The 20,397-nt window shown below is 69.8% G+C and carries 20 protein-coding genes and 1 pseudogene; 8 read left to right on the forward strand and 13 right to left on the reverse strand.

Annotated features, from left to right (window positions below; translation table 11 throughout):
* The first annotated feature begins 52 nt into the window (after nt 1-52).
* Nucleotides 53-1,600, forward strand: a complete 1,548-nt coding sequence (locus DFJ67_RS24790) for a hypothetical protein (protein ID WP_116070205.1) — start codon at nt 53-55, stop codon at nt 1,598-1,600.
* On the opposite strand, the pseudogene DFJ67_RS24795 reads toward DFJ67_RS24790, so the two are convergent.
* From DFJ67_RS24795 to DFJ67_RS24835, 9 genes and pseudogenes are all read right to left on the reverse strand, one after another.
* Nucleotides 1,581-1,841: pseudogene (locus tag DFJ67_RS24795) on the reverse strand (GrpB family protein); the annotation flags it as partial. The gene DFJ67_RS24790 and the pseudogene DFJ67_RS24795 overlap by 20 nt on opposite strands.
* A 60-nt stretch (nt 1,842-1,901) precedes the next feature.
* Nucleotides 1,902-2,177 carry a YciI family protein gene (locus DFJ67_RS24800; RefSeq protein ID WP_170215961.1) on the reverse strand — a complete coding sequence of 92 codons (276 nt, stop codon included), beginning with the start codon at nt 2,175-2,177 and terminating at the stop codon, nt 1,902-1,904.
* 16 nt (nt 2,178-2,193) lie between these two features.
* A complete protein-coding gene (locus tag DFJ67_RS24805) occupies nt 2,194-3,093 on the reverse strand; it encodes an amidohydrolase family protein (RefSeq protein WP_116070207.1) in 900 nt (299 codons plus the stop codon).
* Nucleotides 3,086-4,207 (reverse strand): vWA domain-containing protein, encoded by a 1,122-nt coding sequence (locus tag DFJ67_RS24810; RefSeq protein ID WP_116070208.1) that lies wholly within the window; start codon nt 4,205-4,207, stop codon nt 3,086-3,088. The genes DFJ67_RS24805 and DFJ67_RS24810 overlap by 8 nt, the downstream gene beginning before the upstream one ends.
* Nucleotides 4,194-5,060 (reverse strand): AAA family ATPase, encoded by an 867-nt coding sequence (locus tag DFJ67_RS24815; protein WP_116070209.1) that lies wholly within the window; start codon nt 5,058-5,060, stop codon nt 4,194-4,196. The genes DFJ67_RS24810 and DFJ67_RS24815 overlap by 14 nt, the downstream gene beginning before the upstream one ends.
* On the reverse strand, nt 5,060-6,058 hold the full coding sequence (locus DFJ67_RS24820; RefSeq protein WP_116070210.1) for a xanthine dehydrogenase family protein molybdopterin-binding subunit: 999 nt from the start codon (nt 6,056-6,058) through the stop codon (nt 5,060-5,062). The genes DFJ67_RS24815 and DFJ67_RS24820 overlap by 1 nt, the downstream gene beginning before the upstream one ends.
* Complete coding sequence (locus tag DFJ67_RS24825; protein ID WP_116070211.1) at nt 6,055-7,431, reverse strand: xanthine dehydrogenase family protein molybdopterin-binding subunit; 1,377 nt, start codon at nt 7,429-7,431, stop codon at nt 6,055-6,057. Before DFJ67_RS24825 ends, DFJ67_RS24820 begins: the two co-directional genes overlap by 4 nt.
* Nucleotides 7,431-7,931, reverse strand: a complete 501-nt coding sequence (locus DFJ67_RS24830) for a (2Fe-2S)-binding protein (protein WP_116070212.1) — start codon at nt 7,929-7,931, stop codon at nt 7,431-7,433. The genes DFJ67_RS24825 and DFJ67_RS24830 overlap by 1 nt, the downstream gene beginning before the upstream one ends.
* Before the next feature lie 16 nt (nt 7,932-7,947).
* The gene (locus tag DFJ67_RS24835) at nt 7,948-8,739 is read right to left on the reverse strand and encodes an FAD binding domain-containing protein (RefSeq protein WP_116070213.1); all 792 of its coding nucleotides are present in this window, start codon (nt 8,737-8,739) and stop codon (nt 7,948-7,950) included.
* 47 nt (nt 8,740-8,786) lie between these two features.
* Between DFJ67_RS24835 and DFJ67_RS24840 the strand changes: the two genes are divergently transcribed.
* The 5 genes from DFJ67_RS24840 to DFJ67_RS24860 all read left to right on the forward strand — a co-directional run bounded on the left by DFJ67_RS24840 (nt 8,787) and on the right by DFJ67_RS24860 (nt 12,271).
* The gene (locus tag DFJ67_RS24840; RefSeq protein ID WP_116070214.1) at nt 8,787-9,467 is read left to right on the forward strand and encodes a GntR family transcriptional regulator; all 681 of its coding nucleotides are present in this window, start codon (nt 8,787-8,789) and stop codon (nt 9,465-9,467) included.
* Between the two features lie 32 nt (nt 9,468-9,499).
* Complete coding sequence (locus DFJ67_RS24845; protein WP_116070215.1) at nt 9,500-9,775, forward strand: ArsR/SmtB family transcription factor; 276 nt, start codon at nt 9,500-9,502, stop codon at nt 9,773-9,775.
* A gap of 5 nt (nt 9,776-9,780) precedes the next feature.
* On the forward strand, nt 9,781-10,170 hold the full coding sequence (locus DFJ67_RS24850) for a VOC family protein (RefSeq protein ID WP_116076625.1): 390 nt from the start codon (nt 9,781-9,783) through the stop codon (nt 10,168-10,170).
* A 57-nt stretch (nt 10,171-10,227) separates the two neighbouring features.
* The gene (locus DFJ67_RS24855) at nt 10,228-11,808 is read left to right on the forward strand and encodes a Na+/H+ antiporter (RefSeq protein ID WP_116070216.1); all 1,581 of its coding nucleotides are present in this window, start codon (nt 10,228-10,230) and stop codon (nt 11,806-11,808) included.
* A 70-nt stretch (nt 11,809-11,878) separates the two neighbouring features.
* A complete protein-coding gene (locus DFJ67_RS24860; RefSeq protein WP_116070217.1) occupies nt 11,879-12,271 on the forward strand; it encodes a DUF427 domain-containing protein in 393 nt (130 codons plus the stop codon).
* A 49-nt stretch (nt 12,272-12,320) separates the two neighbouring features.
* On the opposite strand, the gene DFJ67_RS24865 is transcribed toward DFJ67_RS24860, so the two are convergent.
* A complete protein-coding gene (locus tag DFJ67_RS24865; RefSeq protein WP_116070218.1) occupies nt 12,321-13,175 on the reverse strand; it encodes a DUF1996 domain-containing protein in 855 nt (284 codons plus the stop codon).
* A gap of 313 nt (nt 13,176-13,488) precedes the next feature.
* Between DFJ67_RS24865 and DFJ67_RS24870 the strand changes: the two genes are divergently transcribed.
* Together DFJ67_RS24870 and DFJ67_RS24875 are read left to right on the forward strand one after the other, a co-directional pair.
* Nucleotides 13,489-15,711, forward strand: a complete 2,223-nt coding sequence (locus tag DFJ67_RS24870) for a discoidin domain-containing protein (RefSeq protein WP_116070219.1) — start codon at nt 13,489-13,491, stop codon at nt 15,709-15,711.
* An 81-nt stretch (nt 15,712-15,792) separates the two neighbouring features.
* A complete protein-coding gene (locus tag DFJ67_RS24875) occupies nt 15,793-16,524 on the forward strand; it encodes a DUF4184 family protein (RefSeq protein WP_116070220.1) in 732 nt (243 codons plus the stop codon).
* Here the strand turns inward: DFJ67_RS24875 and katG are convergent.
* Genes katG through DFJ67_RS24890 form a run of 3 tightly spaced genes read right to left on the reverse strand, consistent with a single transcriptional unit; the run spans nt 16,493 to nt 20,396 of the window.
* A complete protein-coding gene (gene katG, locus DFJ67_RS24880; protein ID WP_116076627.1) occupies nt 16,493-18,733 on the reverse strand; it encodes a catalase/peroxidase HPI in 2,241 nt (746 codons plus the stop codon). The two genes, DFJ67_RS24875 and katG, sit on opposite strands and share 32 nt — an antisense overlap.
* 23 nt (nt 18,734-18,756) lie before the next feature.
* Nucleotides 18,757-19,185: a Fur family transcriptional regulator gene (locus tag DFJ67_RS24885; protein WP_116070221.1), complete on the reverse strand. Its 429-nt coding sequence runs from the start codon at nt 19,183-19,185 to the stop codon at nt 18,757-18,759.
* A gap of 32 nt (nt 19,186-19,217) precedes the next feature.
* Nucleotides 19,218-20,396: a serine hydrolase domain-containing protein gene (locus tag DFJ67_RS24890; RefSeq protein WP_116070222.1), complete on the reverse strand. Its 1,179-nt coding sequence runs from the start codon at nt 20,394-20,396 to the stop codon at nt 19,218-19,220.
* Nucleotide 20,397: the final 1 nt, after the last annotated feature.

Here is a 20,397-nt window from a genome sequence, read left to right on the forward strand (position 1 = left end):
CTGAGCGCTCCTACTCATGACGCTCGCCGGCCGGCTGCACTAGAAACAGGGCATGGCCGATCTCGTCATCCTCGTCCACGGCACCTACGCGACCAGCGCTGACGAGGCCGGCGACGCCTGGTGGCAGCGTGGGAGCGACACTTGGGAGTGGCTCCGGGCCTACCTGCCGCCAGACGTCGCGCTGCTCGACGAGTCGATCCGGCTCTTCCGGTGGGACGGCCTCAACAGCCAGGTCGGCCGGCTGCGCGCCGGAAACCGCCTGCTCGCTTTCCTGCTCGAACTCGAGCGGCAAGGCCACGGCTACCACCTGGTCGGGCACAGCCACGGCGGCTCGGTGATCTGGGAGGCACTGGTCAGTGCCGAAGTCACCCGCGGCGAGCAGGTGCTCTACGCCGAACTGCGGCGGGCGCTCAACGACCCGACGATCCGGCTGGGCGAGGAGCCGATCGTCCCCGAACGGCCCGACGAGCACGCGCCGTGGTTCGTCAAACACAAGACCCGGCACATCCCACGGAGCCGGGAGTACGCCGCTGTCCACGCGGGAATCCAGCTCAGCGGCTTGCGTAGCTGGACGACCGTGGGAACACCTTTCCTGCACTTCCTGCCGGCGGGGCGTCAACCCGTCGCCGGCCGACCGTCGATCCGGCAAGCGCTGGTCGAGCTACTCCTGACCGCCACGTTGACGCTGCCCGTCTACTTCGTCGCCGCGGTGATCATCGCGAGCTTCGCCGACGCCGGCTGGCTGCGGGCCGTCTACGGCCACAGCGTCGCCAACGTGCTCGCCCCGCTGTTCGTCGTCTGGTGGCTCGTCGCGTTCTGGCTGACGGGGCGGCGCCGCTTCGCGACCTCACTGCTGGTCCGGGAGCGCGCCGCGCTCAGCGCGGCCCGACGGTTCGCCGGGCGCTGGCTCGGGCTGTGGTCGCCGGCCGACGAAGCGATCAACGCGCTGTCGGCGTCGGCGGCACCCGCGGTCGCGTACGAGCGGCTGCACCTGCCCGGCCAACAGCCGGCCCCGCCTCGTCCGGTGCCGTTCCCGCTGCCGAGGTTGACGCTCCCGGCGCCGGCCGGCGCCACCCACCTGCTGCCGGAACTGCCGCTGGTCAAACCGATGCGCCTGACCGGGCCCGCGATCGCATGGGCCAACCACCGGCTCGAGCCAGTGTGGCGCCGCATCGTCGCCCGGACCCTGACCCGCGCCGCGCAGGGCGCCGACCTTCCGCGCGCGGTCGCGGCCTACGTGTCGCCGTGGCCGCTACCGCTCGCCGGCGCGCGGGCGCACCCGGGCCTTCCCGAAGCCAGCATCGCCGCGCTGGATCGGATCGTCGCCGCCGACAACGCGACCCTCGGTCCGAAGGCCCGCGAACTCCTGATGGTCGCGGCGCTGGAAGGACTGCCGAGCGACGGGTTCGGATTGCCACCGGTCGGGCTGATCCACACCGCCTACTTCGCCGACGAAGGGGTGCGCCAACTGATCCTGCGGCACATCCGCGGGGGCCGGGCGCGGGATGACGAGTTGTCGGCCTGGTTGACGAGCCAGCAGCAGGCGGTGCACGCCTGCCTCACCGACTTCCTGGCCGACGTCACTCCTCCCACACCTTGACCAGCGGCAGCCCGCGCGCGGTGCGGGCCGCGTCGACGAGACGTTTGATCAGGGCGGTCTTGGCCCTGGTGTACGCGTCACCGTCGTCGCCAGCGGCCGCCAGCGAACGCTTGAGCCGGGCGTAGGCGTCGCGGTCAGCGGGGTGCTCCCGCAGGTCGCGGAGGAGCCGCTGGTTGCGGGTGTCCCACGGGGCCGCGGTCACCACGTGCAGGTGATAGCCGGCCCGGCAGCGCGGCCGACACCTCGTCGATCGCGCGCCGCGCCAGCTCCGGCCAGGCCGGGTCGTATTCGCTGACCTGGATCAGTCCGGCAGGCCGACCGTGATCTTCCATTCCTTCAGCTCCCGGTCCTTGGTGACGTCGAGCTGGGTGTAGGGGTCCTGCGCGACCAGCGCCTGCGCCGCAGCGAGGTCGTCGGCGGCCAGCACGATGATGCCACCGCTCAGGTCGGCCAGGGGACCGGCCAGCACGAGGGCGCCGTCGGCCTTCAGCTTCGCCAGGTGCTCCAGGTGATCGGGGCGCTTCTCGGCGCGCAGCGGGGTGTCGTTGTAGCCGTAGGTGAGGATGAAGTGGGCCATGGGTGGGTGTGTCCTTTCAGGAGGGACCGAGGCCGTAGACCCGGCGGGCCGTACGGGAGAAGACATCGGCTTGTTCGTCGTCGGTGCGGTGGCTCAGCGCGCGGCGCCACGCGGCAGTGAGGTCGGCCGCGGTCGTCCACAGCGTCTCGACCGGGAGGTTCGTGCCGAACATCGCCCGGGTCGAGCCGAACCCGTCGAGCACCTCGTCGGCGACGAACCGGATCAGCTCGTCGTCGACCCGGTGGACGAAGGTGCCCTGGCCGGTCAGCTTGACCACGACGTTGGGTAGCGCCGCCAGCTCCCGCATGCCCGCACGCCACTCGGCGACCACGGCCGGGTCGGTGTGGTCGGTCAGCATGCCCGCGTGCACGAGCACGAACGTCACCGAAGGGTGCTCCGCGACCAGGGCCGCGGCGTCGTGCATCTGCGGCGCGAAGACCTGGAGTTCGAAGAGCCAGCCGAGGTCGCTCAGGGCGCCGATGTTGGCGCGGAAGACCGGGTCCTTCATCCGGTCGGGACCGGACGCGAAGCGGAACTCCGGCCGCTCGTGCCAGTGCAGTTGCAGCCGGGTGCCCACCACCAGCGGGCTGATCGCCTGCTGGGCGCGCATCACCTCGACGGCGTCCGGTGCGAACAGGTCGGCGCAGCCCACCATGGCCATCGGCCAGCCGGTCCGCTCGTGCAACTCGGCGATCCAGCGCACCTCGTCGACGACCCGGTCCATCGGCCAGTTCGGTTGCACATAAACCGATGCGCCGATGCCGGCCGCGGCCGCGTCGCGCTGGTATTCCTCGATCAGGTAGTCGCGCCGGATGGGCTCGTAGGGGCCGAAGATGCGCGGCACCATCGGGCCCGACAGCCACGGCATGTCGGCCTGGCGCCAGACGTGATGATGCGCGTCGACGATCTCAGACATGGACACCCTTTCCAGGAGTACGGGCGAAGCGTGCGCGCACCGCCGCCAGCGCCGTGGCGAGGTCGTCGACCCCGGTCAGCGCGTCGAGGTCGGCGCGCACCGCCGCCATCCCGCGGGTCAGCGGCCGGTAGTCGGGGTCGCAGGCCAGCGGCGACCACCAGGTGAGCTGGTGTGCCAGCAGGGACAGCCGGCGGACCGCGGCGACCATCGCCGTGCAGTCGCCGCGTTCGAGCCCGTCGGAGAGCACCAGCACCAGGGCGCCGCGGGCCATCGATGCGAACTGGTCGAGGAACGCGTGCAGGCTCGGCCCGATCAGGGTGCCGCCGTCGGCGTCGAGCACCACCTGGGCCAGCGCGGCGAGGGCGGCGTCCACGTCGGGGACGCGCAGGGTGGCGGTGACCCGGGTCAGCCGGGTGCCGAAGGTGAAGACCTCGGCCTGCGGGCAGGTCGCGACGACGGCGTACGCGAATCGCAGGTAGTCCGGGCTGTATTGCTTCATCGAACCGGACACGTCGACGAGCAGCAGCACGCGTCGTTCGCGCGTCGGCCGGTGGCGCCAGTGCAGTCGCATGATCTCGCCGTGCGTGCGCCGGGAGTCGAGGTAGATCGCCCGCAGGTCCACGCGTTGCCGGCGCCCACCGGAGCGGTGCCGGCGCGAGCGGGTCGTCGGCACCGCCGCGGGCAACTCGCGACAGAGCTGCCGGATGAGTTCGTGCGCGCGCGGGGTCGTGGCGGCGAAGCGCCGGACCGCGTCCTGGCTCGCGTGCGCCGCCGCGAGCCCGGAGCCGCCGGGCGGGCCGACGACAAGAGCGTCGCCCGCGCCCTCGCCCTCCGAGGCGGCCGTTTCGGTTTCGCTTTCCTCAGCAGAAGGCTCGTCGACGACAAGCGTCGCGGGCGACCCGAAGAACCGCCGGAATACCTCGTCGTAGGCCCGCAGGTCGGGTTCCGAGGTCACCAGCGTCGCGGCGCCGACCCAGTAGAGCTGCCCGGTGGTCGACGGCGCGAGGGTCTGGATGCCGGCGAAGAACTCACCCTGCTTGTTGGCCGGCACCCGCACGCCTTCGAGGTGCAACCCGCGCAGGAACTGGAAGAGATGGTCCTCAACGCTCGTCATCGGCGAAGACCTCGACTGCGTGCGCGGCGACCAGGGCGCCGTCGTCGGCGTTCTTCAGCACCAACCCGAGCGACGCGCGCAGGGCCTCGGTCCAGTCGGCGCCCTCGTCGGCCAGCGCGAGCGAGCCCTGCGCCCAGGCGATGGCCTCGGCGATGCCGGGCCGCTTCAGCGGGCTCAGCGACCGGATGACGTTGACCGAACGCACGAGCTGCGCGGCGGCGAGCGCACTGAGACCCGGGGTCTGCGCCTCGACGATCGCCCGCTCGCGTTCGGGCTCGGGGAACGGGATCCAGTGGTAGAGGCAGCGGCGCTTGAGGGCGTCGTGCAGTTCCCGCGTGCGGTTGGAGGTGAGCACGACCACGGGTGGCACGGCGGCGGTGACGGTGCTGAGCTCGGGGATGGTGATCTGGAAGCCGTCGAGGAACTCGAGCAGGAACGCCTCGAACTCGCTGTCGGCCCGGTCGATCTCGTCGATCAGCAGCACGGCGCCGGCCTGGCTGCGCAGCGCGCGCAGCAACGGCCGCTCCAACAGGAACTCGCCGTCGTAGAGGTCGCCGACGGGGGTGCCGGAGACCTCGGCCGCGCGCAGGCTCAGCAACTGCTTGGGATAGTCCCACTCGTAGAGCACCTGCGCGACGTCGATGCCCTCATAGCACTGGAGGCGGATCAGCTCGCGGCCCAGCGCGTCGGCCAGCACGTGCGAGATCTGCGTCTTGCCGACACCGGGCTCGCCTTCGAGCAGCAACGGCCGGCCGAGCGCGATCGCGAGCCGGATGGCGGTCAGCAGTCCTTCGTCGGCGAAATACCTGCGGTCGCGCAGCTGCTGGCTCAGTGCCGCGTGGTCGAGCAGCATCAGAGCGCGTCGAGTCCACGTAGGACCGACTCCGGCGTGAACGGCATCGTAGTGAGCCGCACGCCGCAGGCGTCGAAGATGGCGTTGGCGATCGCCGGGATCGGTGCGTTGGCGGTCATCTCGCCAATGCCCTTGGCGCCGAACGGGCCGTTGGACGCGGGACGTTCGAGGATCACGCTGGTCTGCACCGGGATCTCGGCGGGACCGGGCATCAGGTATTCGCTGAAGTCGACCGGCCCGTGCGCCCGCGACAGCGGGTAGTAGGGCTCGGTCGACTCGAAGATGGCGTGCGAGACGCCCATCCAGGCGCCGCCCTCGACCTGTTGGGTGGCCATCGCGGGGTTGAGCGCGCGGCCGATCTCGTAGGTGTTGTGCAGGCTCAGCACGGTCACCACGCCGGTCTCGTCGTCGACCTCGACCTCCGCGACCGTGCAGGCGTGGGCCTGGCACGAGTCGGGGTCCATCTCGCCGGTCTCCGGCACCGGATAGCTGCGCTCCTTGAGGAACATGCCCCGCCCGGCTATCGATTTTCCCTGCTTGAAGTGGGCCGCCAGCGCGATGTCCGAGATGTGGATCTTCGTGGCGGGGCTGCCCTTGAGCAGGACGTAGCCCGAGCCGTCGGTCTCCAGGTCACCCGCGTCGACCTCGAGTTCGTCGGCCGCCACCTGGAGCATCACCTCGCGGGCCTCGCGCGCGGCCATGATGACGGCGTTGCCGACCCGGTGCGTGCCGCGGCTCGCGAACGTGCCCATGCAGTGCGGGCCGGTGTCGGTGTCGGCGGTGTCGATGATGATCTGCTCCATCGGCATGCCCAGCGTCTCCGCGGCGCACTGCGCGACCACCGTCTTGAGGCCCTGGCCGAGGTCCACCGAGGACAGACTGACGACGAAGCCGCCCATGGTGGTCGCGTGGATCAGCGCCTGGGACGGGTCGCCGCCGAGGTTCATGCCGGTGGGGTAGTTGACCGACGCGTAGCCACGGCCGTAGCGCAGGGTCATGCGCCGGCTCCTCTCGGGGTCGTCGACGACATCGCCTGGTATTCCGGTGGCAGTTCGTGCCCGACCAGGGCCGCGGCCCGCTGGATGACCTCGATCAGGGCCGTGCCCGAGGCGACCTTGCGGTGGGCCTTCATGTCGCCGTCGCGGTAGGCGTTGCGCAGCCGGAACTGGAGCGGGTCGATGTCGAGCGCCCGCGCGATCTGGTCCATCTGCGACTCGATGGCGAAGTCGGCGATGGTGACACCGAAGCCGCGCATCGCGCTCGACGGCGTGCGGTTGGTGTAGACGCAGTGACAATCGACATAGACATTGGGAATGGTGTAGGGGCCGGGCATGTGCGCGGCCGCCTTCGTGGCGCCGTAGGGGGAGTGCCGGGCGTAGGCGCCGGCGTCCACATAGAGCATGATCTTGCGGGCGATGATCCGCCCGTCGTTCATGACGCCGTCTTTGATGTAGATGCGCTCGGCCGCCCGGGGCGACGAGACCTGCATCTCCTCCTCGCGCGTGTAGACGAACTTCACCGGCCGGTTGGTGAGCGTGGCCGCGATGCAGGCCAGCGGCTCGACCATCACGTCGACCTTGCCGCCGAAGCCGCCACCGACCGTGCCGCCCTTGACCTGGAGGTCGGTGAACGGCCGCTTGAGCGTCAGCGCGGTGTTGTCGAGGGTGAAGAAGGCGGCCTGGGTGTTGCTGTGGATGAGCAGCCGGCCGCCGGCCTGCGGCACCACGATGCAGCCGGTGGTCTCGGTCGGCGCGTGCTCGATCGGGGCTGAACTGTAGCGCCACTCGAAGATGTGGTCGGCCTCGGCGAAGCCCGCGTCGACGTCGCCGAACCGGATCCGGCGGGCGTGGTGGCCCTCGTAGACGAAGTAGTTGGTGCCGGCCCGCTTGATGACCGGCGCGTCGGGCGTCATCGCCTCTTCGACATCCAGCACCGCCGGCAACTCGGTGTAGCTGACCTTCACCTTGCTGGCGCCCTCGAGCGCGGCCGCCTCCGAGGTGGCCACCACGGCCACGATCGGCTCGCCGACGTAGAGGACCCGATCCTCGGCCAGGACGGGCTCGTCGTCGGGGCCGATGCCGATCAGCCGGAGCACGCCGTACCAGTTCTCCGGCACGTCTTTGTAGGTGATCACCCGCAGCACGCCCGGCACCCGCAGCGCCTCGGAGTAGTCGACGTCGTCGATCAGCGCGTGGTGGCGTGTCGAGCGGTGGATCTTGAGGTGGGCCAGGTTGGAGAAGTTGCGGTCCTCGAAGAACTCGGTGCGTCCCGTGACGTGGCCGAGCGCGTCGGAACGCTGCACCGGGGTGCCGATGACCTTGAAGCCGGACTCGCGCTCGTCCTTGAAGTATTCGTTGTCGATGCGTGCCATCAGAGCGCGGCCTCCTCGGAACCGGTCCGGCGCCGGCGCCGCTGTGCCGCGTCGAGGATGGCGCTGACGATCGGCGCATACCCGGTGCAGCGACAGACATTGCCGCTGATCGCCTCGTTGACCTCGTCGCTGGTGGGATCGGGGTTGCGGGCGAGGAGGGCCTCCGCCGACATGATCATTCCCGGGGTGCAGAACCCGCACTGGGTGGCGAACCCGTCGAGGAACGCCTGCTGCACATCGCTGAGCACCGGCCCGTCGGCCAGTCCCTCGACCGTCGCGATATCGGCGCCGTCGATGGTGACCGCCGGCACCAGGCACGACACCACGGGTGCGCCGTCGAGCAGGACCGTGCACGATCCGCAGGCGCCCTGCGCGCATCCGCGCTTGGTTCCCATTAGGCCGAGCTGTTCGCGAAGTGCGAGCAGCAGGGTGGTCTCGGGCTTGGCCATGAACGCCTGGTCGACGCCATTGACCTTGAGATTCACGATCCTGACCGGCATGGCGTTGGGTTCCCTATCAGTGGCCGAGCAGGGCCCGGCGGAGGTGGACGGGGAAGACGCGGGTGCGATACCACGCGGAGGCGTAGGCGTCGTCGGCCGGCGCGATCTCGCCGAGCCCCGCCTGTGCGGCGGCCGACACGGTCGCCTCGGTCAGCGGTCGGCCGGTGAGGGCCGCTTCGACGGCGTGCGCGCGGATGACCCAGGGGCCCACGCCACCGAGGGCGACCCGCGAGCCGGTGACCAGACCGCCGGCCTCGGTGATGGCGGCCGCGACCGTGACGACGGAGATGGAGTTGAAGCGGCGCCGGGCGGCCTTGAGGTATCTGAAGGTGCCTGGCGCGGGCCGCTCGAACGCGACGGAGGTGACCAGCACCGACGGGCGGTCGTGCGACACGAAGTCTTCGACCGGCAGGTCGCGGGTGCCGGCGTCGTCGAGGAGCGTGACCCGGGCGTCGAGCGCGACGAGGGCGACGGCCAGGTCGCCGTGCGGCTGGCGGGCGAACAGGTTGCCGCCGACGGTCGCGAGATTGCGGACCGGGACCGAGGCGATCGACCGTACGACCGGATTCAGGTCCTGATCCTGCTCGAGTTGGGCGAGGGTGGTGGCCGCGCCGATGGTCACCGTCGAGCCCTCGATGTGGACACCCGAAAGGCCGGTGCGGCGCAGGCTGACCAGCTCGGTGGGCGGTGACGCGTAGTCGTTGAGCCAGGGCATCAGGCTCGTGCCGCCGCCCATGGCCGTGGCGCCCCCGGCGATCAGGCCGACCGCGGTGGACACGTCGTCGGGGACATGAACCTCGGTCAGCATCCGTGCCCCCTTTATCGATATCGATAATCAACGTATACGGTCTACCTATGCTGGTCAACAAGACGAAGCCGACGCTGAGCGAGAGCATCCGCGACGGCCTGGTGGAGCTGATCGTGTCGGGGGAGCTCAAGGCCGGCGAGCGGCTGATCGAGACGAAGATCGCCGCCGACTTCGGCACCAGCCAGGCACCGGTGCGCGAGGCGTTGCGCGAACTCGAGGGTCTCGGTCTGGTGGAGAGCCGCCCTCGGCGCGGCCGACACGTGCTGCCGTTCGTCGAGCAGACCATCCGCGAGGCCTATGTGGTCCGCGCCGCTCTGGAGGAGACCGCGACCCGGCTCGCGCTGCTCGGCGGCCGGCTGCCGTTCGACGAGATGCGCGCCGACGTGGCGGACATGTATCGCTGCGCGACCGTCGACGACGTGCGGGCGATGGGTCTGGCCAGCACCCGCTTCCACCGCCGGGTCATCGTGGCCGGCAACAACTTCCTGCTCGAACGGGCCTGGGAGGCGCTCCAGATCGAGGCCCGCACGGCCATCGCGCTGGTGGTGACCAAGCCGCGGCTGCGCGACGTGGCCGACGAGCACGCCGAGCTGCTCCAGGCGCTCGAATCGGACGACGTCGAGGCCGCGTGCCTGCACACCCGGGCACACCAGTGGGCCTACGCCGACCTGCCGCACGACATGCACGGCACCGCCCGCACGGTCCGCTTCCCGGGTGCGGTGGCTTGACAGGCAAGTGGCTGCTTGCATAACGTTGCGTCGTGGGTGACGTCTTCAAGGCTCTGGCCGATCCCACCCGCCGCGCCATCCTCGACGAGCTCACCGACCGTGACGGCCAGACGCTCTTCGAGATCTGCGCGCGCCTGGCCGGCAAACACGGGTTGGGCTCGTCGCGGCAGGCGATCTCGCAGCACCTCGACGTTCTCGAGGCCGCGGGCCTGGTCGAGACCAGGCGCGAGGGCCGCTTCAAGTTCCACTTCATCGACACCGCGCCGCTCGCCCCGATCGTGGAGCGGTGGCTCAAGCGGAAGGAGTGATCGGCATGCGGATCAACCTGGCCAGCGTGCTGGTTGACGACCAGACCAAGGCGCTGCGCTTCTACACCGAGGTGCTCGGCTTCAAGGAGAAGACCAACGTCTCCATGGGCGAGCACAGCTGGATCACCGTCGTGTCGCCCGAGGATCCGGACGGCACCGAACTCGTCCTCGAACCCGACGAGCATCCCGCGGTCAAACCGTTCAAGAGCGCGCTGGTCGCCGACGGCATCCCGTTCACCTCCTTCGCCGTCGTCGACGTGCACGCGGAATACGAGCGGCTGCGCGGGCTCGGCGTGCACTTCACCCAGGAGCCGGCCGAAATGGGCCCGGTGACCACGGCGGTGCTCGACGACACCTGCGGCAACCTCATCCAGATCGCGCATCTGAACGCCTGATCGCTGCGCGGGTGAGGCGGCACCCGTTGACCGGCGCCGTCGGGCAGCATGGCGCCTATGGAGGGACTGCTGCTCGTCGTCGTGCTCGGTGCGACCGTTCTGGTGGGCACCACGATCGGCCAGCGCTACAGCGTCGCGCCGCCGGTGCTGCTCATCACGTTCGGCGTGCTGTTGGCGTTGATTCCCGGGCTGTCGCACGTCCAACTGCCGTCCGATGTGGTGTTGTTGCTCTTCCTCCCGGCGATCCTTTACTGGGAGAGCCTCAACACCAGCCTGCGCGAGATCCGATCCAACCTGCGCGTGATCATCCTGTCGGCGGTCGTGCTGGTCATCGTCACGATGGTGTCGGTCTCCTACACGCTCCAGGCGGTCGGCGTGGCCGCGTCGGCGGCCTGGATCCTCGGCGCGGTCCTGGCGCCCACCGACGCCGCCGCCGTGGCCGGCCTGGCCAAGCGGATGCCGCGGCGCACGCTGACCACGCTGCGCGCCGAAAGCCTGATCAACGACGGCACCGCGCTCGTCCTCTTCGCGGTGGCCGTCGGCGCGCTGGTCGACAACCACGTGCCCGGCCCGGCCCTGCTGGTCGGCGAGCTCATCTACTCGTCGGCCGCCGCGGTCGTGGTCGGGCTCGTCGTCGGCTACGGCGTCGTGCTGGTCCGCCGCTACCTCGACGACCCGCAGCGCGAGGGCGGCCTGAGCATCCTCACCCCGTTCGTCGCCTTCCTGGTCGCCGAGGTCATCCACACCAGCGGGGTGGTGGCGGTCGTGGTCTCCGGCCTCGTGCTGTCCTGGGCCGGCCCGCGGGTCATCCGGGCGCGGTCGCGGCTGGAGGCCTACTCGTTCTGGGACCTGGGCACGTTCATGCTCAACGGCAGCCTGTTCGTGCTGGTCGGCCTCCAGATACCCAATGCCATCCGCGGCATCGAGAGCCGATCGACCGGCAGTGCCATCGCGCTCGCCCTGCTCACGGCCGGTGCCGTGATCTTCGTCCGGCTGGCGTGGTCACACGTGGCGGCGTTCGTCATCCGGCTCGTCGACCGGCGACCGGTGCAACGCACCCGCCGGGTGAACTGGAAGATCCGCACGGCCAGCGGCTGGGCCGGCTTCCGCGGCGCGGTCTCGCTGGCGGCCGCGCTGGCCGTGCCCCGCACCTTGGACGACGGCTCGGTCTACACGGATCGCGACCTGATCGTCTTCTGCACGTCGGTGGTCATCGTGGTGACCGTGCTCGTCCAGGGCCTGACGCTGCCGATGGTGGTCAAGTGGGCCGGCCTGACCGGTGACCAGGCGCGGGAGGAGGAGACCCGGCACGCGCGGACCCGCGCGACGGAGACGGCGCTGTCCGCGTTGCCGGAGATCGCGGCCCGCTTCGGGGCGCCCGAGGAGGTGGTCGGCCGGATCCGCGACGAATACCAGGGTCACCTCGACCAGTTGCGCTCCGAGGGCGCCGAGCACGGGGTGGCGGCCTGGCAGGACCAGGTCGAGCGGCGGGTGCGCCTGGAGGTGCTGGACCGCAAGCGCCGGGCCGTGACGGCGATGCGCGACGACCGGGAGATCGACGACATTGTCCTCCGCGACCTCCAAGCGTCGATGGACATCGAAGAGGTCCGGCTGTTGGGACCCGCGCCCACGGATTAGCGGAATAATCTTGGGCTCAGCGACTTGTAACGGTTTGGAGCACGTTTCACTCGTCACGGAAGAAGGCGTCATGGCGGACAAGCCCGTTCTTCAGCCCGGGCCCAACCACCCGATCACGATCACGTCGAACCACAACCGGGTCGTCGTGACCGTCGCCGGGAAGGTGGTCGCGGACACCCGCAACGCGCTGACCCTGCAGGAAGCGTCCTACCCACCGGTGCAATACGTGCCGCTGAGCGACGTCGACACGGCGGCCCTGGAGCGCACCGACACGGAGAGCTACTGCCCCTACAAGGGCGACGCGAGCTACTACTCCATCCCGGTCGGCGGCGACAGCGCCGTCGACGCGGTCTGGGAATACCGCCAGCCCTACGCCCCGGTCGCGGAGATCAAGGGCCACGTCGCGTTCTACCCGGACCGGGTCGACAGCATCGACATCGAAGCCGACGGCGACCCCTCCTGAGCGGGCGGCCGGCGATCCTGAGGGGTCGCCGGCCCATTGACTCTCTCGGCTACGGCTTCTTCGGGTCGAGGCCGAATCCGTTGCACTGGCGACCGCCATTGATGCAATAGGTCACCAGGTAGGCCTGGCGGGCCGGATCCCAGCCGTTCATGAAGTCGTAGTGGAACGTGAAACTGCCACCCGACGAATAGGCGAGCCCGCTGGTGTCACCGTTGCGCAACGGGTAGGGCAGCTTGATCTCGAGCATCGGCAGCGGCACCGGGTGGTCGGCCGGGCAGACACCGCGGACCGGCCACGCCATGTGCGACTTGTGGTCGGCGGTGTCCAGGTGCACGCCGTCCCAGCAACTCGGTGCGGTGAGCCGCACCTGGAGGCTCGACCCGGCCGGACACGACGGTGGGATGTCGCTGCCCTTGTAGCCCGTGCATTGCCAGTTGCCCGTGAAATGAGCGACGTCCGGGGCCCGGGCGTCGCCGACGAGCAGCTTGAAGCCGGGTGGGAACGGCTTGACCGTGCGATAGTCCGTCACGTCTGACTTGTAGTAGACGGTCGGCTTGTCCGGCTGTATCGGCACGCCGCGCTGGAGCAGGGTCGGGAACCAATAGCCGGAGGCGTCCAGCGTGTCCTCGCACGACGTGGTGCCACCGACCAGCGACTGCGGTGTCGAGGCCGCGTTCACCGTGGGGTTGCCGACGAACGAATGGTTGTGCGAGGCCCCCGGCAGGCCGGGGAAGACGATCGGGTCGTCGTTGAGCGTGTGGTTGACCGCGCAGTTGGCGTGCATCTCGTGGTAGGGCGTCCGGGGCGGATCGTCGGCCGCGGCGGCCGGCCCCGAGACCGCCACACCGCCGGCGAGTGCCAGCAGCACCCCGGCGATTCCGGACACGGTGGATCGCAGTCTCATGTCGGCTCCTTGGTGGGTCGGATCGAACGATGACGATGGATGGTTGGCGAAGCTAGCAGCGGCGCAAAGGGACCGGCAATCGTTTGCCAACGCGTTGCCAGCGCATTACGAGATCTAAAGTGGACCCACTAGATCCATTTGGCAACATTGATGGCAAGCGATTGTGGCGTGCAGCCGGGCCGCCATACTGTCCTTTCACTTGCCGGTCCCGATTCGCATTCGGGGCCGAATACTCAATGCCGCTATCGGCGCTGCACCGCCCCGAAACGCAGCGCGGCGATGGCGCACGCCTCCATCCCCCCAAGGAGTTGCGATGCAACCCTCATTCGACAGGACCGGCGCGCACCGCCGACGGCGCCCGATCCTCGTCGTGGCGGCCGTCGCCGCCGCCCTGGTCGCCTGGGCGCTGGTCGTCGTCATGCACCCGACCAGCGCCGCCGCGGCGTGTGGCACCACCAACGTCGCCCTCAACCGGCCGGCGACCGCGTCGTCGGTCGAGGCCAGCCGGCTGTCGCCGGACAAGGCCGTCGACGGCAACGCCAGCAGCCGCTGGGCGAGCGCCCAGGGCCTGGATCCACAGTGGATCCAGGTCGATCTGGGCAGCGCCATGGACCTCTGCCAGGTGGTCATCGCGTGGCAGAACTCCTACGCGAAGTCCTTCAGCATCGACGTCTCGGCCGACGGGCAGACCGGCTGGCGGTCGCTCTACTCGACCACGACCGGCACCGGTGGCACGCAGACGATCGCGCTCAGCGGCACCGGCCGGTTCATCCGCATGCTCGGCACCGTGCGTGCGACGGGCTACGGCTATTCGCTCTTCGAGTTCGGCGTCTACGCCGGGCCGAGCGGCGAGCCGTCGCCGACCGTCACACCGACCGGTGGCACCCTGCCCGGTGGCGGCGACCTCGGTGCCAACGTCATCGTCTTCGACCCGAGCCAGTCGTCGTCGACCATCCAATCCAAACTGGACCAGATCTTCGCCCAGCAGGAGAAGAACCAGTTCGGCACCGAGCGCTACCAGTTCCTGTTCAAGCCCGGTTCCTACAGCGGCCTCAACGCCCAGCTCGGCTTCTACACGTCGATCAACGGCCTCGGCCAGAACCCGCAGGACGTGCAGATCCACGGCGACATCACCGTCGACGCCGGCTGGATGCAGGGCAACGCCACCCAGAACTTCTGGCGTTCGGCCGAAAACCTCTCCGTCTATCCAGTGTCCGGTGTGGACCGTTGGGCGGTCGCGCAGGCCGCGCCGTTCCGCCGGATCGACGTGCACGGCGGCATGACGCTCGCGTCACCGAACTGTGGCTGGGCCTCCGGCGGCTACATCGCCGACAGCCGGGTCAGCGGGCAGATCAGCCCGTGTTCCCAGCAGCAGTGGTTCACCCGCGACAGCACCATCGGCAGTTGGAAGGGCGCCCTGTGGAACATGGTGTTCTCGGGTGTGCGCGGTGCACCGGCACAGAGCTTCCCGAGCCCGGCGATCACCACGTTGGCCACCTCGCCGGTGACCCAGGAGAAGCCCTACCTCTACGCCGACGCCAACGGCTACCGGGTGTTCGTGCCCTCGCTGCGGACCAACTCCAGCGGTGCCACCTGGACCAGTGGCAACACCGCCGGCAGTTCGCTGTCGATCAACCAGTTCTACGTCGCCAAGCCCGGCGTCTCCGCCGCCACCCTCAACCAGGCCGTGGCACAGGGCCTGCATCTGCTCTTCACCCCCGGCGTCTACCACCTCAACTCGACTGTCAACATCAACCGGGCCAACACCGTCGTGCTGGGGCTCGGCTACGCGACGATCGTCGCCGACAACGGCGCCCTGCCGATGCAGGTCGGTGACGTCGACGGCGTCAAGATCGCGGGCCTGCTCTTCGACGCGGGCACGGTCAACTCGCCCGCGCTGCTCCAGGTCGGCCCGGCCGGCGCCAGCGGCAACCACTCGGGTGCCCCCAACCTGATCTCCGACGTCTTCCTGCGGGTCGGCGGCGCCGGTGCCGCCAAGGTCACCAACGCCCTGGTCGTCAACAACAACAACACGATCATCGACCACATCTGGTCGTGGCGTGCCGACCACGGCAGCGGCGCCGGCTGGACCTCCAACCCGGCCGACACCGGGCTGGTCGTCAACGGCCAGAACGTCACCGCGTACGGCCTGTTCGTCGAGCATTTCGAGAAATACAACGTGCTCTGGAACGGCAACGGCGGCAAGACGATCTTCTTCCAGAACGAACTGCCCTACGACCCGCCGAGCGCTGCCGCATGGTCGCACGACGGCATCACCGGCTATGCCGCCTACAAGGTGGCCAACTCCGTCACCTCACACGAGGCCTGGGGCCTGGGCAGCTACTGCGTCTTCACCACCGACCCCAGCATCGCCGCCTACCACTCGTTCGAGGTGCCGGTGAACGCCAACGTCAAGTTCCACGACGTGCTCACGGTCTCGCTCGGCAAGGGATCCATCACCCACGTCATCAACGACACCGGATCGGCCGCGCTGCCGAGCAGCGTCACCCCGCACACCGTCGTCAGCTTCCCCTGACGCGGAACCGTTCAACAAGCCGCCCGCCGCTGGACAACGCGGCGGGCGGTGGCGTGGGCTGGCTAGCATGCGGCCGTGCCGATGACCTTTCCCGCGCATCCGGCGGGCATCCTGCCGCTGAAGCTGTGGCGGCCGCGCTGGTGGGACGGTATGGCGCTCGTGCTCGGGTCAATGTCGCCGGATCTCGCCTACCTGGTCGACGGTTCCGGTCTGCCTGTCTGGCCGTTCTCGCACCAACTCGTCGGCCTGGTCGGCTGGTGTCTGCCGATCACCCTGATCGGTTGCCTGCTCGTCCGCCGCGCCGCGCCCGTCGTGGCCGCACATCTTCCAGCGGGTGGGCGGTTCGCCTTCGACGACTACGGCGCGCTTCGTTTCTCCGGGCACCCGTGGCCGGTCACTGTTGTGTCCGCGCTTGTCGGAGCGGCCAGCCATCTGGTCCTCGACGCCGTCGAGCAACGCTTTCCGGTCCTGGAACAGCCGGGCTACCTGCTGGGCGCGATCGCCATCGTCGGCCTCGGCATCGTCATCGGGCGCGGCCGCCTGGTGCGGCGCTGGCACGGTGACCCGCCATCGGTGGTCCGGCGTCCCGGACTCTTCTGGACAGTCACCGCGGTGGTGGCCCTGCCCGGCATCGCGGTCAGCCCGTTCCTCCCGGCGGCGTTCCTCTTCCACACCACCGGCGTGCGGGTGTTGACCGCGCTCGCGGCCGGCCTCCTGGCCGCGGCGCTGGTCTGCACGCACGGGCCCGGCCGAACGGCCGGGCCCGTGCGAAACGACGAACTCAGGCCAGGTCGAACCGGTCGAGCTCCATGACCTTCGTCCAGGCCGCGACGAACGCGGTCACGAACCGGTCGTGCGCGTCCTGGCTGGCGTAGACCTCCGCGAGTGCCCGCAGTTGCGAGTTGGAACCGAAGATCAGGTCGACCGCGGTGGCGGTCCACTTGACCTCGTCGGTGGTGACGTCGCGGATCTCGTACACCTGCTCCTCGGTCTCCGAGGCCTTCCAGCGGGTGCCGGGTGACAGCAGGTTGGCGAAGTAGTCGTTGGTCAGCAGGCCGGGCCGGTCGGTGAGCACGCCGTGCTGGCTGCCGCCGACGTTGGCGCCCAGGGAGCGCAGGCCGCCGATCAGGACGGTCATCTCGGGCGCGGTCAGGTTGAGCATGTAGGCCCGGTCGACGAGCAGCACCTCCGGCTGGGTCTTCTCGCCGGCCCGCAGGTAGTTGCGGAAACCGTCGGCCCGCGGCTCCAGGACCGCGAACGACTCGACGTCGGTCTGCTCCTGGCTGGCGTCGGTGCGGCCCGCGCGGAACGGCACGGTCACCTCGACCCCGGCGTCGCGGGCCGCCTTCTCGACGGCCGCGGTGCCGGCCAGCACGATCAGGTCGGCGAGCGAGATCTTGGCACCGCCGGCGTCGTTGAACTTGCGCTGGATGCCTTCGAGGGTGGTCAGGACCGTCGCGAGCTGCTCGGGCTGGTTGACCTCCCAGCCACGCTGCGGCTCCAGGCGCAGGCGGGCGCCGTTGGCGCCGCCGCGCTTGTCGGTGGAGCGGTAGCTCGCGGCCGACGCCCAGGCGGTCGACACCAGCTGGGCGGTGGTGAGGCCCGACTCCAGGACCATCGACTTCAGGGTGGCGACGTCGGCGTCACCGACGAGCGTGCTGTCGGCGGCCGGCACCGGGTCCTGCCAGAGCTGGGGCTCGGCGACCCACGGGCCGAGGAAGCGGCTGACCGGACCCATGTCGCGGTGCAGCAGCTTGTACCAGGCCTTGGCGAACGCCAGCGCGAACTCTTCCGGGTGCTCCAGGAAACGCCGGGAGATCCGCTCGTACGCCGGGTCGACGCGCAGCGACAGGTCGGTGGTCAGCATCGTCGGCCGGTGCTTCTTCGCCGGGTCGTAGGCGTCCGGGATGATCGCCTCGGCGTCCTTCGCGACCCACTGCTTCGCGCCGCCGGGGCTGGTGGTCAGCTCCCACTCGTACGCGAAGAGGATCTCGAAGAAGCGGTTGCTCCACCGGGTCGGCGCGTCGGTCCAGGTGACCTCGAGGCCACTGGTGATCGTGTCGGCGCCCTTGCCGCTGGCGTAGCTGCTCAGCCAGCCCAGGCCCTGCGCCTCGAGCGGGGCGCCCTCGGGCTCGGCGGCCACGTGGTTGTCGGCGGGGCCGGCACCGTGGGTCTTGCCGAAGGTGTGGCCACCGGCGATCAGGGCGACGGTCTCCTCGTCGTTCATCGCCATCCGGCCGAAGGTCTCGCGGATGAAGTGGGCCGCCGCGGCCGGGTTCGCGTTGCCGCGGGGACCCTCCGGGTTGACGTAGATCAGGCCCATCTCGGTGGCGCCGACGTTGTCGGCCATCTCCGTGTCGGAGACGTAGCGCTCGCCCAGCCAGGTGTCCTCGGGACCCCAGAAGATCTCCTCGGGCTCCCAGACGTCTACGCGACCGAAGCCGAAGCCGAAGGTCTCGAAGCCCATCGACTCCAGGGCGACGTTGCCGGCCAGCACCAGCAGGTCGGCCCAGGAGATCTGCTGGCCGTATTTCTGCTTGACCGGCCACAGCAGCCGGCGGGCCTTGTCGAGGTTGGCGTTGTCGGGCCAGCTGTTGAGCGGCGCGAACCGCTGGCCGCCGTCGCCGGCACCGCCGCGACCGTCCTGGATGCGGTAGGTGCCCGCGGCGTGCCAGCTCATCCGGATCATCAGGCCGCCGTAGTGGCCGAAGTCGGCCGGCCACCAGTCCTGCGACGTGGTGAGCACATCGGTGATGTCCTGCTTGAGGGCCTCGACGTCGAGCTTCGCGAACTCCTTGGCGTAGCTGAAGTCATCGCCCAGCGGGTTGCCCTTGGGCGAGTGGGCGTGCAGCACCGAAAGGTCGAGCTGGTTGGGCCACCAGTCGCGGTTGGTGTGCGGGCGACCGCCGGTCTTCGGGGTCGGCGCGTCGATCGCGGGGTTTTCGCTCTCGCTGCCCTGTGCGGTCGCGGAGTCGTGCGCGACGGGGCAGCCGGCCGCCGCGTTGTCCTGGGTGTCGCTCATCTGGTTCCTTCCGAACTGGCCGATCACTGGGGGGAACGGTCGGCCGCGCAGTCGGGGCAGCTGCCCCAATACACGACCTCCGCCTCGTCGACCACGAAGCCGTGGTTGTCGGAGGCGGTCAGGCAGGGGGCGTGCCCGACGGCACAGTCGACGTCGGCGATCGCACCGCAGGAGCGGCACACGACGTGGTGATGGTTGTCGGCCACCCGCGACTCGTAGCGGGCGGTCGCACCGGCCGGCTGGATGCGGCGCACCAGGCCGGCGTCGGTGAGCGCGTGCAGCACGTCATAGACGGTCTGGCGGGACACGGTGGGATCGCCGGCCCGCACCAGGGTCGTCATCGCCTCGGCATCGACGTGGGGGTGCTCGCGCAATGCGGCGAGCACCGCCAGCCGGGGCCGGGTGACCCGCAACGAGACGGCCCGCAGGCGCGCCTCGAAGTCGGACCTCATGGCACGACCTTAGGCCACTTTTCTGGAATTGCTCAAGTTTGGCTGCTCACAAGTGCGCCGATCTTCTCCGCGATGATCGGGGCGGAGTTCGTCTCCGTGGTGGTGCGCCCCCGGCTGGTGGCGACGGCGACGGCGATGTCCTTGCCCGGCAGGTAGCTCTGCGCGGCGGAGTACCCGGCGAACGACGGGGTCTGCTGGATCCAGCCGTTCTTGACGCTGACGCCGAGCCCGTAGTGGTGCTCGACGGTCTGCTTGACGCAGATCGTCGCCGGGCAGGTCTTCGTCGGGCCGCCGAGGCCGACCGTGCCCGGATTGATCTGGGTGCGCAACGACCTGGCCGAGATCAGCCGGCCCGCGCCGACGGCCCGGGCTGAGGTCGCCAGATCGCAGATGTTCTGGGTCAGGATGGCGCCGTGCGCGGTGGTCCACGACGGGTTCCAGTAGGTCGAGTCCTCGAACACGCCGCGCTCGATGGTGTAGCCGTGCAGGACCGGATCCGGGATGGCCGCGGTGGCGTTGATGACGGTCGCGGAGAGGCGCAGCGGGTTGAGCACGTCGCGGGTCAGCAACTGCTTCGACGGGGTACGGGTGATCCGCTCGAGAATCCGGCCGAGGATGACGAAGTTGGCGTGCGAGTAGCTCCAGTTCGTGCCGGGCTCATACCAGAGGTTCCGGGCCAGGGCGAGGTCGATCACCTCCTGCTCGGTCCAGTTCTGGAACGGGTCGGCGTAGAGCCGCTGGACGAACGGCCGGTAGCTCTCGAAGTCTGGATATCCCGACGTGTTGCTGCCCAGCATGCGCAGCGTGACCTTGGTTGACCGGGGCAGGTTCGGAAACCAGCGCGCGATCGGCTGGTCCAACGACACGACGCCCTTGTCGACCAGTTGCAGCAACAGGATGTTGAGGTAGGCGATGCCGACCGACCCGGTCCGGAAGCGCATGTCCGTGGTCGCGGGGATCCCGGTCATCGAGTCGCCGATGGCGGCCGTCACGACCTCCCGGCCGCCGACCGTCACCCGGACGATGGCCGCGCGCAGGCCGAGGTCCCGGCGCACCGATTCGGCGATGCCGACGATCTGCGCCGCCGTGCCGCGCGCCGGCCCGCTCGCGACACATCGAGCGGTCGGTGCGGCAGCCTGGGCCGGCGCGACCCAGGCGGTGGTGGCCACGAGGGCGGCAGCCAGCACTACCGGCAGGACCCGGAGTCTCATT

This window comes from Asanoa ferruginea, assembly GCF_003387075.1.
GTDB classification, from domain to species: domain Bacteria; phylum Actinomycetota; class Actinomycetes; order Mycobacteriales; family Micromonosporaceae; genus Asanoa; species Asanoa ferruginea.